The organism is Stutzerimonas stutzeri (assembly GCF_024448695.1).
Lineage (GTDB): Bacteria > Pseudomonadota > Gammaproteobacteria > Pseudomonadales > Pseudomonadaceae > Stutzerimonas > Stutzerimonas stutzeri_T.
The window spans coordinates 41,856-58,291 of record NZ_JAMOHY010000006.1 but is presented as its reverse complement, the minus strand read 5'-3'; the positions used below and the strand labels follow the sequence as shown (position 1 = coordinate 58,291).

10 protein-coding genes and 1 tRNA gene are annotated in these 16,436 nt (G+C 56.5%); all 11 read right to left on the bottom strand.

What is annotated here, in order from left to right:
* Positions 1-25: 25 nt before the first annotated feature.
* Complete coding sequence (locus tag NAV32_RS07660; protein WP_256052210.1) at positions 26-781, bottom strand: ABC transporter substrate-binding protein; 756 nt, start codon at positions 779-781, stop codon at positions 26-28.
* A gap of 14 nt (positions 782-795) precedes the next feature.
* Positions 796-1,569 carry an ABC transporter ATP-binding protein gene (locus NAV32_RS07655; RefSeq protein WP_256052209.1) on the bottom strand — a complete coding sequence of 258 codons (774 nt, stop codon included), beginning with the start codon at positions 1,567-1,569 and terminating at the stop codon, positions 796-798.
* Between the two features lie 236 nt (positions 1,570-1,805).
* Positions 1,806-3,860 (bottom strand): BCCT family transporter, encoded by a 2,055-nt coding sequence (locus NAV32_RS07650; RefSeq protein WP_256052208.1) that lies wholly within the window; start codon positions 3,858-3,860, stop codon positions 1,806-1,808.
* A 159-nt stretch (positions 3,861-4,019) separates the two neighbouring features.
* Positions 4,020-4,802 (bottom strand): substrate-binding periplasmic protein, encoded by a 783-nt coding sequence (locus NAV32_RS07645; RefSeq protein WP_256052207.1) that lies wholly within the window; start codon positions 4,800-4,802, stop codon positions 4,020-4,022.
* A 950-nt stretch (positions 4,803-5,752) separates the two neighbouring features.
* Positions 5,753-6,343 (bottom strand): hypothetical protein, encoded by a 591-nt coding sequence (locus NAV32_RS07640; protein ID WP_256052206.1) that lies wholly within the window; start codon positions 6,341-6,343, stop codon positions 5,753-5,755.
* 338 nt (positions 6,344-6,681) lie between these two features.
* Positions 6,682-7,983, bottom strand: coding sequence for a HEPN/Toprim-associated domain-containing protein (locus NAV32_RS07635; RefSeq protein WP_256052205.1), 1,302 nt, complete (start codon positions 7,981-7,983; stop codon positions 6,682-6,684).
* 284 nt (positions 7,984-8,267) lie between these two features.
* On the bottom strand, positions 8,268-10,787 hold the full coding sequence (locus tag NAV32_RS07630; protein WP_256052204.1) for a S8 family peptidase: 2,520 nt from the start codon (positions 10,785-10,787) through the stop codon (positions 8,268-8,270).
* 39 nt (positions 10,788-10,826) lie between these two features.
* Complete coding sequence (locus tag NAV32_RS07625; protein ID WP_256052203.1) at positions 10,827-11,852, bottom strand: AAA family ATPase; 1,026 nt, start codon at positions 11,850-11,852, stop codon at positions 10,827-10,829.
* A 283-nt stretch (positions 11,853-12,135) separates the two neighbouring features.
* Positions 12,136-12,212: transfer RNA gene (locus tag NAV32_RS07620), tRNA-Ile, on the bottom strand.
* A 115-nt stretch (positions 12,213-12,327) separates the two neighbouring features.
* Positions 12,328-14,184, bottom strand: coding sequence for an RNA polymerase sigma factor RpoD (gene rpoD, locus NAV32_RS07615; RefSeq protein ID WP_256052202.1), 1,857 nt, complete (start codon positions 14,182-14,184; stop codon positions 12,328-12,330).
* Between the two features lie 275 nt (positions 14,185-14,459).
* A complete protein-coding gene (gene dnaG, locus NAV32_RS07610) occupies positions 14,460-16,382 on the bottom strand; it encodes a DNA primase (RefSeq protein WP_256052201.1) in 1,923 nt (640 codons plus the stop codon).
* Positions 16,383-16,436 lie beyond the last annotated feature (54 nt).

The window sequence follows — 16,436 nt, the reverse complement described above, 5'->3', positions numbered from 1 at the left end:
GCGGCCGGGCTTCGGTTCGGTTGGATCAGTAGATGCTGAACGGGAAGTACTTGTCGTTGATCTGCTTGTAGGTGCCGTCAGCGATGATTTCGGCCAGTGCCTTGTTCAGACGCTCGCGCAGTTCGTCGTTACCCTTGCGCACGGCGATGGCGATCTTGTCATCGTCGAATACCGGCTCGCCCTTGAACTCGAAGTCCTTGCCGGCGTCGCTCTTGAGCCATTCCCACTGCACGAAGGTGTCGGCGAGGATGCCATCGACACGGCCAGTGGCCAGGTCCAGGTAGGCGTTTTCCTGGGTGTCGTAGAGGTTGATGGTGACGACGCCGTCCATGTTGTCTTCCAGCCAGGTGCCGGCGATGGTCGCGCGCTGGGCACCGATCACCTTGCCCTTCAGATAACCCTTGTCGGCCTTGAAGTCCACCGACTTGGGCGCCACGAACTGCAGCTTGTTGGTGTAGTAGTGATCGGTGAAGTCGACCGCGTTCTTGCGCTCTTCGGTAATCGACATGGAGGCGGCGAGGAAGTCGAACTTGCGTGCGTTCAGTGCCGGAATGATGCCGTCCCAGTCGGAGGTCACCACTTCGCACTCCACTTCCATCTTGGCGCACAGAGCGTGGGAGATATCCAGATCGAAACCAACGACCTGGCCGCTGGCGTCGATCAGGTTGAACGGAGGATAGGCGCCTTCGGTACCGATCCGCAGTTTTTCCGCAGCGAAGGCCTGGGTGCCAATGATCAGGGAAGCCGCGGCGGTCAGCAGAATCTTCTTATAGCTTTTCATGCGGTGTTGCTCCATTAACGATGGCTGGACATGAACTGTTTACAGCGCGCCGATTGCGGGTTGTCAAATACCTGCTCGGGCGTTCCTTGCTCCTCGACCAGACCCTGGTGGAGGAAAACCACTTCGCTGGAGACTTGCTTGGCGAAATTCATCTCGTGAGTGACCAGCAGCATGGTGCGCCCTTCTTCGGCGAGCGAGCGAATCACTGCAAGCACTTCTTGTACCATTTCCGGGTCCAGCGCCGAGGTGGGCTCGTCGAACAGGATCACTTTCGGCTGCATCGCCAGCGTGCGGGCGATGGCTGCGCGTTGCTGCTGACCACCGGAAAGCTGGTTGGGGTAGACATGGCGCTTGTCGGCGATACCGACCTTGGCCAGCAGCGCCTCGGCGATTTCCGTGGCTTCGGCCTTGCTCTGGCCGAGTACCCGACGCGGTGCCTCGATGATGTTGTCGAGCACGCTCATGTGTGGCCAGAGGTTGAAATTCTGGAATACGAAACCGAGTTTGCTGCGCATCCGGTTGATCTGCCTGGCGTCCGCCGCGACCAGATCGCCGCCTTTGGCCCGCTTCAGCTTGAGCTGTTCGCCAGCGACGAGGATTTCCCCCTCATGGGGATTTTCCAGCAGGTTGATGCAGCGCAAAAAGGTGGACTTGCCCGAGCCGGACGAGCCGAGAATGGAGATGACGTCACCGTCGCGTGCCGTCAGCGAAATACCCTTGAGAACCTCCAGCTCGCCGTAGCGCTTGTGCAGGTTGCGGATTTCCAGTGCAGGGATGGCCTCGGCCATTGAACTTCCTCTTCCCAGACCGCGCGCTTTGCCGGGCCTGATTCTGTATTGATCGCACTCCGGCTGACTGCTCGCCTTCCTGGCGGGCGCAAACCTAGCATGTGAGGCGGCATGCGCCAAGCGCGGCGCCTCGACCATTCGCGTGACTGGCCGGTCACTGCGTGATCGAGGGCTGGGCCACCGGTAAGGCAGATCGCTTCCTACCTATATAGATGAGTTTGCACTGTTTGGCTGCATCAGGATGCGGGCTTCGGCACCTCCGTTTCGTTGCTGAGCATTTCGTCGTGCTCCTCCATTTTCCACGGCAGGCTGCCGGGCGAGATATGCAGGAAGTTCAGGTACTTCTCGAACTGGTCGAGGATGTCACTGATGATGTCCTGCTGGTCGTACCCGTAGACGTCATAAGACTGGCCGCCACGGCGCAGGAAGACTTCGGCGCGGTAGTACTGCTCGTTGCTGTCCGGGTCCTCGGTGAGTACGAAGGAGGGCATGGCGTAACCGACCAGTCGAATTTCGTAGATGAAGTCGACCTGATCCTCCTTGATGACCTCCAGATAGACCCGCGAATTCTGCTCATCGGTATGTACTTCAGCCGGCCAGCCCTGTTCGGCCAGAGCACGCTGCACCCGGCGCATGCCCTTGATCACGCGGGTACCGATGAAGTTCTCCGCCTCCTCGCGGCTGGGGAAGTTGACCAGCCCGGCCAGGCGTTTCTTCCACAGACCGGGGCCTGCATTGCTCGCCAGCCGGCTGCCATGCATGTGGGTCTGCAGGCTGACTTCGTGATGGCCCTCGATCACCAGCGCGCGCCACATGCCCAGCGCGGCAAGCATCATGATGATGGCAAAGGGCAGGGCACTGGCGATGGTCATGGTCTGCAAGGCATTGAGGCCTCCGGCCAGGAGCAGTGCCGAGGCCACCACACCCTCGATCGATGCCCAGAACACCCGTTGCCAGACAGGCGTTTTCGACGCGCCGCCTGCGGCTAGCGAGTCGATGACCAGCGAGCCGGAGTCCGATGAGGTGACGAAGAACGTGATGATCAGCAGCACGGCGACGAACGAGGCAATGGAGGTCAGTGGCAGTCGTTCGAACAGCTTGAACAGTGCGATGGCATGGTCGTCCTGCACTTCGGTGATCAGCGCTGTGTAGCCCTCCACCATGATCATGTGCAGCGCCGTATCGCCGAAAATGGAAAACCAGAGAAAGGTGAAGATGGTGGGCACAAACATGACGCCGAAGACGAACTGGCGAATGGTTCGACCGCGACTGATCTTGGCGATGAACAGCCCGACGAAGGGCGACCAGGCAATGGTCCAGCCGAAGATGAACAGTGTCCAGTTGCCGATCCAGTCACTGCGCGAATACGCCTGCAGGTTAAAGGTGCGCTCGATGATGTTGTTCAGGTAGCTGCCGGTGTTCTGCAGGAAGGTTTCCAGAATGAAGATGGTCGGGCCGACCAGAAAGACGAACAGCATCAGCGCAATGGCGAGCACCATGTTCAACAGCGAAAGGTTCTTCACACCCTTGTCCAGCCCGGCCACCACCGAGCAGATCGCCAGACCGGTGATCACCGCGATGGCGATGATCTGCACGGTGATGTTGACCGGGATTTGCGGCCACAGGTAGTTCATCCCCGCGTTGATCTGGGTGACCGACAGCCCGAGCGTGGTGGCAATGCCGAACAGTGTGCCGAGGATTGCGAAGATATCGACCACATGCCCGATCGGTCCGTAGATGCGTTCGCCGATGATTGGATAAAGCGCCGAGCGCATCGACAGCGGCAGGCCGTGGCGGAATGAGAAATAGGCCAGCACCAGGCCGGTCAGACCATAGATCGCCCAGATATGGAAGCCCCAGTGGAAGAAGGCGATCTGCATCGCCTGTTTGGCCGCGTCCACGGTTTCCGGTGCGCCGGCAGGCGGCGTGGAGAAGTGCAGAACCGGCTCGGCAACACCAAAGAACAGTAGTGCGATGCCGTAGCCCGCGGAGAACAGCATGGCGAACCAGGCAGGGAAGCTGTACTGCGGCTCGGCGTGGTCAGGCCCAAGCTTGATGTTGCCCCATTTGGTACTGGCGATACCGACGATGAACACCAGGAAGAACGCCACGGACAACATGTAGAACCAGCCGAACGAGCGGGTGATGAACGCCAGAACCTCGCTGAACAGCTCGCCGGCCAGTTCGGGATTGCTGATGGTGCCGATGACCAGCAGCAGCGTGACGATTACGGCGGGAATGAAGACTGGAAAAAGGATAACGGCCTTGGGCAGCTTGCTTGGTGATTCCATAGGGCGTCTGGTCTCTGGCTGGTGAAAGGGTCGGCTTCATGAGCCACCATTCAAAGAGTAGACGGTAGTTTACGGGTAAATACTCACCAGGCATCAACGGGAGGCCGCAGGCAGTTGTGGCGCAGCGAAAGTCTGCCGGCCAGTCTCGAACCCAAAGGTTTATGGGTAAGCGGCTTCGAGCTGATAGCGGCGCAGTATTTTAGGCACGGTACCATCGGCAATGACCGCATCCAGGGCCTCTTCAAACGCCCTGAACTGCGCCTCGTTGATCCGCTTTCGGGACAGGCCTATGCCGTAATAGACCACCGCAAGCTCGCCTGCTTCACGCAGGCCATCGAGCTTTTCATCCTCGATCAGGTGCCAGGCCACATCCTGATTGACCACCGCGAGTCCCTCCTTGCCGAACCGTCCCGACTTCAACATGTTCAACAGGTGGCGGTTATTCAGTGCCATATGGATGCGTACATCGCCGATGGACTTGAGGTGTTCGGACAACACATAGGACGTTCCGGAGGGTCCGTACACCCCAACCGTCCGACCGGCCATATCCTCTGCGCGAGAGAAGACAAAAGCGCTGTCATCCCGCGCGAAGACGCTGTAACGCGACATCACCAGCATGCGGCTGACATGAAACTCGCGTTCGCGGTCGGGGGACCGGATCACGGTGAAAATGCCATCCGCCTCACCCTGCTCGGCCATTCGTAACGCCCGTTGCCAGGGGTGCAGCATGATCGAACATTCCTGACCGAGGTGCGCGCAGACACTTTGCACGATCTCCACCAGCGGTCCGCCAGCCAGCACCCCTGCCTCCAGGCTGCCGGCATCTTCGGAAGGATGGGTAAAGGGCGGGAAGTCCTCGGTCACGAATGTCCATTGCCCGGCCATGGCCGGAGCGGCGGCCAGCATCACCCCGGTCAACAGGGCTGAGAATAATGTCCGCATTGCTTCCACTCCCAGGCCGACGCTTATATTTATTGGAATAAGGTGCCAACTGGCTATTTCATATCAGTCACTTCAAGCCTAGTCCATAGCTGACAGCGCACCCGTCCCGCCGCTGCTATGAAGCCGTGCGGGTGAGGTGTTCGGAGTGTTTCAGAGCGATTAGAAAATTGCAGACAACAAAAAGCCCGCACGAGGCGGGCTTCTTGTGGGCTTTCGGGTGGTTTTGACACCACCTGAAATTAATAGATGGTGCCAGGGACAGAATCGAACCAATCGCTAAAGGCCCCGCAGTATAAGGTCTCGCGCTTAGGGTGGTAATCAATCTACTCACAAATCTACGCGCTTTTTCGTTTGCTGCCCTGTTTTGAGGATCTAAACCTCTCTACTTTGGAAGCGGTGTCGGGCGCTTGATATCCGTTGATTGTTTTTCAGTCTCGCCCTTGGGGCAACCTTGGGGTTCCTCCCCCGTAATCGCCCCGTCACCCTTGCTATAACCTTGCTGTGTCGCCTTGCGCTAATCGTCTGGCTATGCCATCGGCTTACCGTGACTGCTCCGATTTCGTCCGGGAGATTGTGCTGCCACAGTTGGACCCGGTGGCCTATGGGCGCACAACAGAGCGGGCACGAATAGAGCTACTGGATTTCCTCCTTCGGCTCGGTCCGGTGGAGATCATCAGCGATGCGCTTGACTGGGATTGGCCTTTGCTGGTTTGGCTGGCAGGCCAGGATGGGTTACCAAGAGGAGTAGAGGCGGGGAGGATCCGCTGCGACATCGAGGTTTCTGCCGATGTGGAGGAACCGCCCCACCATGCCCTTCAGGATGCCCTTCAGGATGCCCGGATGCTGGCTCAGTTTGTGGAGAGATCCAACCTCGCATGACGATAAGCCATGCACGGAGCATCACAAATTAGTGACTTTCCGTACACGGCCAGACTGAAGGCTGTTTGCCGTTAGAAGCGAATGCCCACAACTTCACCGTTGGCGTTCAGCGCTGGTTGCCTATAGGTATCCACCAGTTTTCCCTTGGAGAAGACGAAGCGTGGAGGCCAAAACGAGTTCTTGCTCACGAGCGACAAGAGTTGCTCGATCGTGGTCACTTGGTCGGAGCGCTTCAGTCGGAAGAAGTACATGCTGCCCCAGTCATCGCTGAAGTACTCTTGGAGATCACTCGGATCTAGCGTCTCCGAAATAGGCCTTTCATCAGGATCTTCTTCGTCAAGCTGACTGGCATAGTTTTCAAACAGTCGATCTTGCAGAAGGTTGAAAGCATGAGGCTCCCACTTGAGAGACGAGTCTTCATCCTCTGTGTCAGGCACTTCTGATGGGTCGAAAGCCAGCAGAAATCCTCGGTGGTATGCATCCTCAATCGGCTTGCACCTCTCCGCAGCTTCTGCGACCTGATGCCAGTTATCAAATCCAGCGGCCTTGGCTGTGATCTCAAGAGCTTCGTGATGCGGGATATCTTTTTCTCGCTTCATGCGGCGAGCACGTTGCTTAAGGCGAGAGATGGCTTCTTGCGGGATCAAGTAAATGCGTTGCATGTAAAGGCTCCTCTATTCGCGGAGTGCCGGTGCCCACTGCCGAGATCCGCACAGGGAATCCCAAACGCATTAAGTAAGAAGAGAACCGTCCCATTCGGGTTTGCCAAGGTGGGCAGCAGGCTTCGATCCAGCCTGCATTGATCGTATAAGAATGTTTGCAGCGTATTCAAGCCAGAACTCAAGTATGTGCATGAGGCTCGTGCGGAATTGAGCAGCCAACGAATTCATGCGACTTGACCTGTGAGCAACAGAGATCGATCCGTTGAGGTCACTCGCCTCGTAGTGACGATGGTTGCTTCCGCCCGTAAATTTGACGTTCGCCACCCACCGCATCATCGTCATGCACTTGACGTCCTCACGGCCATTGCCAGCCGGCTGCTCTCCCCGATTACTACATCCAGTACCCGTTCCAGCTTGCTTACATCGTAGCTACCGCTGCGTACGCTTTCGGTCGTCTGCTCAAGAAATGCCCGCGTGTACGAGTCTTTGTACTCTAGGGAGCCTTGATAGATGTCGCGCTCCTTTTTGTAGTTTGTCCAAACGACTTTGGCTGGCCCATATTCGCGCAGATTTAGATCCAGATAGCATTCGATCGCGGCTGCACGGCCGTTTATGTCGCAATCGGTTACGCCGTTGGGGCCGCGTGCAGGAAAACGGCGAAACTCCTCCAGCTCGGGGAGAACCAATGTTCGCATGTTGTGGGGAAGTTTGAATCGCCGAATGGCTTCGTACGCATCTATGCCCTCAGCATCGTTGTCGAAGAGAAAGATGACTTGGTTCTGGACATCGATCTTGGCCAGTCCCTCTGCAAATTTCACAAGGCTGCCTGTGCCGGAAAATGGATGTCGTTCGCTTACGTCAATAAAGCGGAAGAAGTCGGCTACTTCCGGTCTGAGCAGTTCAATTGCGCGGCTAAGAATATGGACGTCAGATGTCCCTTCGGTTGCGATCAGAACCGTTTGCGCGCGACGTGCACAGGCTACAAACTCCGAGACATCAACCCAGCCGGCATCAACCAGCGGGCCGTACTGCCAGACGACATCCAAGTCTAGATTGGAGGGGGTCTCTGCCAGTAATCGTAGTGCGGCATAGGGGTGTAGAAAGTCGATGAGCACACCAAAGAAGCTGCGCTCGGAGTAGGCATTTGATGAGTGCTCGGGATTGGCTGGAATCCGAGCGACATTCTCGTCAGCATCGAAGCGCCCCCTAATCCGTCGCTCCGCTTCCGCATCAATTTCGTGAACGAAACTGTCGTCAAGCACCCGAATCGGGTTGGCCCGCACAAATGATAAGAATTCTTCGAAGCTCAGGGGCTCGACTAAGGTGTCATCGTTGCCGGCAAGCGCGGCTTGATCCTCCTGCCATTGCTTCGCCAACTGCTGATACATCTGGTGTACTGTTTCAAGACGGAAGCCAAGTAACTCTAGCCGTGGAACGAGTGTTCGCAATGATCGGCTGAATGCCATCTCCATGTCGGCTGGGCTTAGATTATTTTGATCAAAATACCCGTAGTCGATCTGCTCAGATCGAAGGCGTTTCCGATCGCCCTCTTGAAACAGTGCGCCGTGATCGATGCCCCTGCTGTTTTTGCTCCAGTCGACAACTACCCCTCCGACAGTGAGGTCAATAATGGTTCCCAAAAGTGGCTCCTGGACCTTTTACTTTGGTCAGTGTTTTCTGTTGCGGCCAATAGCTAACTAACGGCTAATTGACTACGTCGAATTTGGTTGGGAAGGTCGTCTTAGATCCAGGCGCGGCCGGTATCAACCCTGCCTAGGCGAGTGCAGCCATCGGAAGCTTGCCATAAGTGCTTTGACAGTTGTCAGGAAGGCTTCTTATGGCTTTCATCGATCAGCAGAGGGCAACTATCGCCAAAACATTGTTCGTTGAAGGTGTACTGAAGCAATCCGTTCATGTTTGCACATCACGTAGAAATTTCGCTCTCTATTCTGGTCGCGATAACTTGGGCGATCTCTGAATACAGATTAACATCTTCCTCTTGTGAGGAAATGGAGACCACTAAGCTATACCTCGCCACAGAGTTGTATTTCTTGAGGTGGCTGCGATATCTCCACCAGCCGGCGACAGGGTATATTGCTATTTTGTCCCGCGATGCTAAGTCAATCGCTGGTCCTGTCCATACGTCACTATGCACTGATCCGGCAGCAATGCTTTTCGGTCCGAATGTCCAGCGGTTATCTATCTCGGCATCTGGTGGTTTCGGGCCGTGCCGTTCTAATTTATTAACTCGGTGTCTGAAAACCGTTTCTGTATCCGATTTTCTTTTAAGCTCGAAGCGCAAGCCAAAGGACTGGTAGCGAGCAGGCACGACTTGCGCCATTTCTCCTGGGCTTGGCTCGATAAAATAAGATAATGTTATTTTTAAGCTGACCTTTTTGTTCTCTAGACGCTCAAGTTCAGACTTTGGCCAGGGGAGGTCGTAATAGTGGACTTCATTAAATGACGGTGATGAGGCAAGCTTACCCTCATGATTTTCTTTACGAATGAATGGCTGAATATGAGCTTCAGAGATTAGTGCTAAATCGTTTTGTGCGGATGACAATGCTCTATTTAGCTGAGGAACCCCGTAACCAAAATGTCTGGCTAATAGGATGGACTCTTTCTTTCCCTTACTTTTAAGCCGAGCAAGCATTGCCGGAGTCCACTGCGCGCTGTGGATCATCAGCGCTCTAACTGTCTCAGGCCAAAAATCTGGATGGTTGGCCATGATGGCTGCCGCCATGCCGGCAGCTTGAGCTGTAGCTGCGCTTGTTGCCCAAAACTCTTCCAACGGAACCTTCGTGAAGTCCTTGCCAGTGGTCAATATTGAGAGCGCGGCAACCCCTGAAAGTAGTTCGCGACCATCAGGGCTTATGGCTCTATTGCCAGCTTCAAAAACGATCTCAGGCTTTATTGGGCAGCGAGAGTGGTCCCAGTCGGCAGATGTGCGGCTGTATGGGCTGTGATCACCTACCTCGGCCAGCGCTTGCCACTCTTCTAATCCCGGTTGTGCCGATAGATCAATTTTGTCGGTAAAGCCGCCAACCGCAATTGCATTCCATGCTTGAGCAGGATCTTCAATTGGAAACTCATCAATATCTGAAACTTCGTCCGGGTCTGAGGAGTCGGGGATGTTCCCTGCCGATAGTATGAAAAGACGCTTTGGGGTTTCAGTTGAGTCCTCGTCCTCGTCGCCTACCATTGAGCCCGAACAGATCTGATCAATAGCTGAGCTCCAACTGGTAGGGCGCTCTCCAGAAACATCCGTGTTCGAAACAGCCATGCAGTAGACTCGTTGCCGCTCATTATTACGAGTCTCCGCGATGCTCACGGCTGATTGAGTGATAACCCCATAGTTAGCAGGATCGTTACGCTCCCACCCTGGAGGCGGAAGAAATTTTACCGATTCAAGCCTTGTAGCCAGAGAGATACTTCTTTGATCGGCAAGCGAATAGGTGATATCACCGTACAGCGCGGAACCCGCCATATTGGTTCCATGACCGTCGTGGTCGTGGCCGCCCCATTCAGGGTGCACGGACTGACAGTCTTCGATTGCAAGTGCGAGACTGAGTAATGGGTGTTGTTGATTTACACCGTGATCAAGAATACAGATCGCTGGGCTAGTACTAGCTGGGGGGCGGATTCTCTCTATCAGCCCTTCGACCCAAGCCGCTTGTTCATGACGAGCGGTCCGAGTGAAGAAGCAGGGGTTGTCAGATGCCTTGCGTAGTTCCTCGACGGCATCAGAATTTTGAATTAGTTTTTGTATTTCACCAGCATTGGCATAGACGGGTACGACTTCAATATCAGGAAAGCTCAATCGCGCTTCACTAACTCTTAATTGTAGTCTTTGCGCAAGCCTGACGAAGTTTTCTACTCGCGATGCTAAGCACCAACACTCCCACCACAATGCTTCAGTTGGTTGGGGGAATGGTCGAGAGTCGGTCCATAGAGTTTTGATGCTACCTGCAGAGAAGTTCTCTACAGGAGATAATTTGTTTTCGAGTTTTGGCTTGCCCGAGTCAGTGGTTTCTGTTGCGTATTCCCGAACTTTTTCAGTTAAGAACACTTCAGCATTGTGTGGGATATAGAGGGCGCCGACTTGCTCTCCATTGTCACTCACTCGCAGGGCGGAAAAGCGGATATCCTGGCTCTTCCAGCTCAGGTCTGGGATGGGGGCGTCCTTGGGAACCGTGACCTCAAGGTAAACAGCGGGCTTTGATGTGCTTATTTGAGGGTCGTAGAGGCTCGGCAAGGCATGAGTAGCCTGAAATGCTTCAGCGAGTTCGGCTCTCAGGCGTGGGCCGTGAGCCAAGTAATCTCTACCGGACGTAATTCCGCTGAAGTCTTTGTCGGGGCGCTGATAATCATGTTCAGTTTTGAATTTTTCAACGCGAAAGTGAGGCAAGTTGTAAGGAGGCGTCTTATTATTTGAGTCTTCCATAAACTACGGTTAGGCCTCCAGCCTCAATTTGAAAGTAGGTTAGCTTTGCGAAATGCCAGACATTGTCTCTCGTAGGGTGTGGCGTTCATTCAAAGCGGAAATTAATGTATCTGTGGAGAGCTGTCCTTCATTACTTAGGACCAAGCCTTTCACTACTTCGGTTGCGGCTCTTGTGATTTCCGCCTGGCTCAATCCTGCAGCTGCGTTCGTGACCTTGCTCCAAGTCATCCGCTTAGGAAGATAGTCATGTAGGCGTGTCTGCAATACAGATTTTATTCCATCAGCATCTGGTAGGGCGTATTCCAATATGTCATCGAAGCGACGGAATAATGCGCGATCCAAAATTTCCGGGTGGTTCGTAGTGGCAATCACGACGCTATCAGTACTATTTGGTTCCTCGAGGAATTGGAGGAAAGAGTTAAGTACTCTGCGCATTTCTCCCACATCATTATCTGCGTTGCGCCGCCCACCGATTGCATCAAACTCATCGAAAAGATAAACGCCACGCGTTGTAGCTATCTGATCAAAAATTAGCCGTAGTTTAGATGCGGTTTCGCCCATATACCGCGTTATAACGGTATCTAAGCGGATAGTGAACAGTGGGAGTTGTAACTCACCAGCTAAGACAGATGCCGTCAAAGTCTTACCTGAGCCGGGAGGGCCAACCAAAAGTAGGCGAGACGTTGGGGTGAGGTTGTGGTGCCGCAGCCTATCTCGCTGACGTTGTTGGTGCACGAAGCGCTCAAGCCGCGAGAGCATGCTTTCAGCAAGCACCAAATCCTGCATCTTTGCGTGCGGAAATGATGCGGTTAGTAGGTTTTCAAGCTCGCCGCGAGGTTTGGCAATTGGAATGGCGACATCGTACCCGGCCCGCTTGGGGACAACCCGCGGCTTATGGTTCTGAGTGCGAGCAGCATCTACCAAGCGCTTGAGCTCGTCTGCGACTTCCTGTCGACCTCGACGCGACTCAGACGCAGCCACCTGCAGGGCGATTGAGAGGAATTGCTCCTCATCACCTTGGTTATGGCTACTCAGCAGAGCAATGATTTGACGGGCCGTGGCCATTAGCATCATCCCTGTCTGGATTTGGCTTGTCTTGATTACGTATTTACGTAACCAAGTCTAAACGATTGCTGTGGAACGGCCCACTAACGATCGTCAGCTGCCTCATCTTCGTGAGTAAGTGCTGGCCGAAGCGGATCTTTCTGCTTTGGGAGAGCCAGCTGTGGCGCTTCGCTGCCTCGACTGCAAGCCAGGGTAAGAGAGGTAGCGGGGACTAAAGCGGGGACTAGAATGGCTATAAACGAAAAAGCCCACCATGGAGGCGGGCTTAAGTCGTTGATTTTAATGGTGGGCCCACACGGACTCGAACCGTGGACCAAAGGATTATGAGTCCTCTGCTCTAACCAACTGAGCTATAGGCCCTCAGAGGCCGGCGGATTATACCGGGGGTGTTGCGGGTGCGCCAAGCGAAGCTGTGCAGGATGGCTGCTTTGTGTAGTGCAAAGCAAAACCCCCGGTTTGGACCGGGGGTTTTGGGTCACTCGTCGAGGAAGGAGCGAAGGTGCTCGCTTCTCGTCGGGTGGCGCAGCTTGCGCAGTGCCTTGGCTTCGATCTGGCGGATACGCTCGCGGGTGACATCGAACTGCTTGCCGACTTCCTCAAGGGTGTGGTCGGTGTTCATGTCGATGCCGAAGCGCATGCGCAGGACCTTGGCTTCCCGTGCGGTAAGGCCGGAGAGGACGTCCCGGGTGGCTTCCTTGAGGCTTTCCACAGTCGCCACGTCGATCGGCGATTGCATGGCGGAGTCTTCAATGAAGTCGCCCAGGTGCGAGTCTTCGTCGTCACCGATGGGGGTTTCCATGGAGATCGGCTCTTTGGCGATCTTCAGCACCTTGCGGATCTTGTCCTCGGGCATTTCCATGCGCTCGCCAAGCTCTTCGGGAGTGGGTTCACGACCCATTTCCTGCAGCATCTGACGGGAGATGCGGTTGAGCTTGTTGATCGTCTCGATCATGTGCACCGGGATGCGGATGGTCCGCGCCTGGTCGGCAATGGAGCGAGTGATCGCCTGGCGAATCCACCAGGTGGCGTAGGTCGAGAACTTGTAGCCGCGGCGGTATTCGAACTTGTCCACCGCTTTCATCAGGCCGATGTTGCCTTCCTGAATCAGGTCGAGGAATTGCAGGCCGCGGTTGGTGTACTTCTTGGCGATGGAGATCACCAGGCGCAGGTTGGCCTCGACCATCTCTTTCTTCGCCCGGCGTGCCTTGGCTTCGCCGATGGACATGCGACGGTTGATGTCCTTGATGTCGGCAATGGCCAGTACGCATTCTTCTTCAAGGGCGATCAGCTTCTGCTGGCAGCGCTGAATGTCTTCCTTGCGTGCGCCGATGGCTTCGGCATATTTGCTCTTGCCGCCCGCCAGTTGCTCGGCCCAGTCAAGGTCGGTCTCATGGTTGGGGAACTGGCGCAGGAAGTCGGCGCGTGGCATGCGGGCGTCACGTACACAGAGCTGCATGATGGCGCGTTCCTGCGCACGCACCTGGCTCAGGGCGTCGCGCACGCGCAGCACCAGCGCATCGTACTGCTTGGGAATGAGCTTGATCGGCATGAACAGGATGGCCAGCTCCTGCAGGGCTTCGACTGCCTGCTTGCTCGCACGGCCATGCTTTTTCAGGGCTTTCTTGGCGACTTCCAGCTGGTCGGCAACGGCGCCGAAGCGCACGCGGGCGACTTCTGGATCCGGACCGCCATCGCCTTCTTCCTCTTCGGTGTCGGCGTCGTCTTCCTCTTCGTCATCCTTGCCGTCGGCTGCAGGCTTGGCTGCAGCTGCGGGTACGACTGGCTCGACTTCCTGTTGAGGCCCGGCAGCGCCGTCGTCATCAGGGTCGATATAGCCGCTCAGGATGTCGGACAGACGGCCACCTTCGGTGGTGACGCGGTCGTAATCGGCGAGAATGCTGTCGACGGTTCCGGGGAAATGAGCGATGGCGCTCATGACTTCGCGGATGCCTTCCTCGATGCGTTTGGCGATTTCGATCTCGCCTTCGCGGGTCAGCAACTCGACCGTGCCCATTTCACGCATGTACATGCGCACCGGGTCGGTTGTGCGGCCAATGTCCGTTTCGACGGCAGCGAGAGCCGCGGCGGCCTCTTCGGCAGCGGCTTCATCGGTATCGGCTTCGGCCAGCAACAGGGCATCGGCATCCGGGGCGACCTCGAATACATTGATACCCATGTCGTTGATCATGCGGATGATATCTTCCACCTGTTCCGGGTCGGAAATATCCTCCGGCAGGTGGTCATTGACCTCAGCGTAAGTCAGGTAACCCTGCTCACGGCCACGCTGGATCAATTCTTTGAGACGAGACTGCTGTTGCGCTTTTCCGGACATATAACCCTATCCACTGACGGTTCTGGCGGGCTGAAAACAAGCTGAGCATTATAGCCGAGCAGGGACCTCACGCGCCAGTTGAGGTCGATTCAGGGCGCCTCTCAAACGATCTGCGTTGGCAATACTGCGTTAAAAACAGGCTTGGACGGCTTATTTACACCACTAAGCTTTGCGTGATTCGCTGCGCTCACCCTGCGGGCCAGCCTGGGGCTGTTAGTTCGCTGCGCTACGTGTCTCACCTGTTTTTTCCTGGTCCTGCCTGCCTCGCCTACGTTTCAGAGGAGCTCTTTAGCGGGTGTTGCGTTGCGATTCAAAAGGTTGCGCAGCTGATCTTTTTCCTCTGCGCTGAGTTCGCCCTGGCGGGCCTTGCGGAGCAGTATTTCGAGGCTGCGTTCGCGTTGTCTGGAGGCCAGGGTAGTTATGGTGTCGAAAAATTGCTGTTCAAGGTTATCGGCCGAGATCAGCCATTCTTTCTCCGCCAGGGCGCGTAAAAGACGGCCCTGGTCGGTGCCGTGCCAGCGTGCGATCAATTGCAGGCTGCGCAGCTTTGGATTCTTTTGCAGGGTGCCGAGCAGGGCGACCAGCAGTTGGGCGTAGGTGTCATCTTCTGCGGCAAAATTGCTGGCATCTTCGACTTTCTGCGCCAGCTCAGGGTGATGCAGCAGTGTGCGCAGGGTGGTCAGTGCCGGCGGCTCGACGCTGGTTGGGGTGCGAGGGCCTCGTGCCTTGAAGTCTGGTCGCTGGCCGGGTTTTTTCCAGTCCTTTTTCCAATCTTTCTTGTCGCTGCGCCTGGGTTGGGGAGGCTCCTGCGGCGCGTAGTAGGCGTCTTCCTCGTGGCCGGTACTGGCGTCGTAATAGGCGTTGTCATCGTAGTGGGGCGCTGCAGTTGGCGCGGCGGCGGTCATTTGCTGCAGTGCGTCGCCGTGCAGGCCGGTGATTTCGCCCAGGCGCTGACGCATCAGGGTGCGCAGGTTGGCGCCGGGAATCTTTTCGATGAGCGGTGCCGCCAGCGTTGCCAGGTGGGCCTTGCCTTCCAGTGAGCGTGGGTCGGCCTCTTCGCTGAGCTGCTGGAAGAAATAGTCGGCGAGCGGTTGTGCCTGCTGCTGGATGCGGGCGAGGAAGGCATCGGTGCCTTCGCGGCGCACCAGGCTGTCCGGGTCTTCGCCTTCGGGCAGGAACAGAAAGCGCGCGCGCTTGCCGTCCTGGAGGTTGGGCAGTGTCGATTCCAGTGCGCGCCAGGCTGCCTTGCGGCCAGCAGCGTCGCCGTCGAAGCAGAACAGTACGCTGGGGACGACGCGGAACAGGCGCTTGAGGTGCTCATCGCTGGTGGCGGTGCCGAGTGTCGCGACGGCGTTGCGCAGGCCTTGCTGGGCCAGGGCGATGACGTCCATATAGCCTTCCACGACCATGATTTCGTCAAGGTCGCGGTTGGACTTGCGCGCCTCGTAGAGGCCGTAGAGCTCCTGGCCCTTGTGAAATACCGGGGTCTCTGGCGAGTTGAGGTATTTGGGTTTGTCGTCGCCCAGCACTCGCCCGCCAAAGGCGATGATGCGGCCGCGACTGTCGCGGATGGGAAACATCACGCGGTCGCGGAAGCGGTCGTAGCTGCGTCCGGTTTCCGCATTCTCGATCAGCAGGCCGGCGTCGAGCATGGCTTTGTGCTGCAGGGTGTCGCCGCCCAAATGCTTGATCAGGTTGTCCCAGCCGGGCGGTGCGAAGCCCAGGCTGAAGTCGCGGGCGATCACCCCCGACAGGCCGCGGCTCTTGAGGTATTCCACGGCAGCCTTGCGCGCGGGGTGGCTCTTCAGTGCCTGACGGTAATAGTCGGCGGCGGCATCGAGCAGCGGATAAAGCGGCGAGTCGACCGGCTGCCGGGGTTTGCGACCGGGGCCGCTTTCCTCGCGGGGCACTTCCATGCCGGCGCGCTTGGCCAGATCCTCGACGGCCTGGGGGAAGTCCAGGCTGTCGTGGTCCATGATGAAGCCAAGGGCATTGCCACCTGCGCCGCAGCCGAAGCAGTAATAGAACTGCTTGTCAGGGCTGACGCTGAACGAGGGGGTTTTTTCCTTGTGGAATGGGCAGCAGGCGGTGTAGTTCTTTCCGGCTTTTTTCAGTTGAATACGCGAACTCACCACTTCGACGATATCGGAGCGGTTGAGCAGGTCATCAATGAAGGACTGTGGGATCAGGCCGGCCATAAGGGCTTTAGAGTACGCTCGCAATGAATGGCGCGGAAATGAAAAAACTCCGCC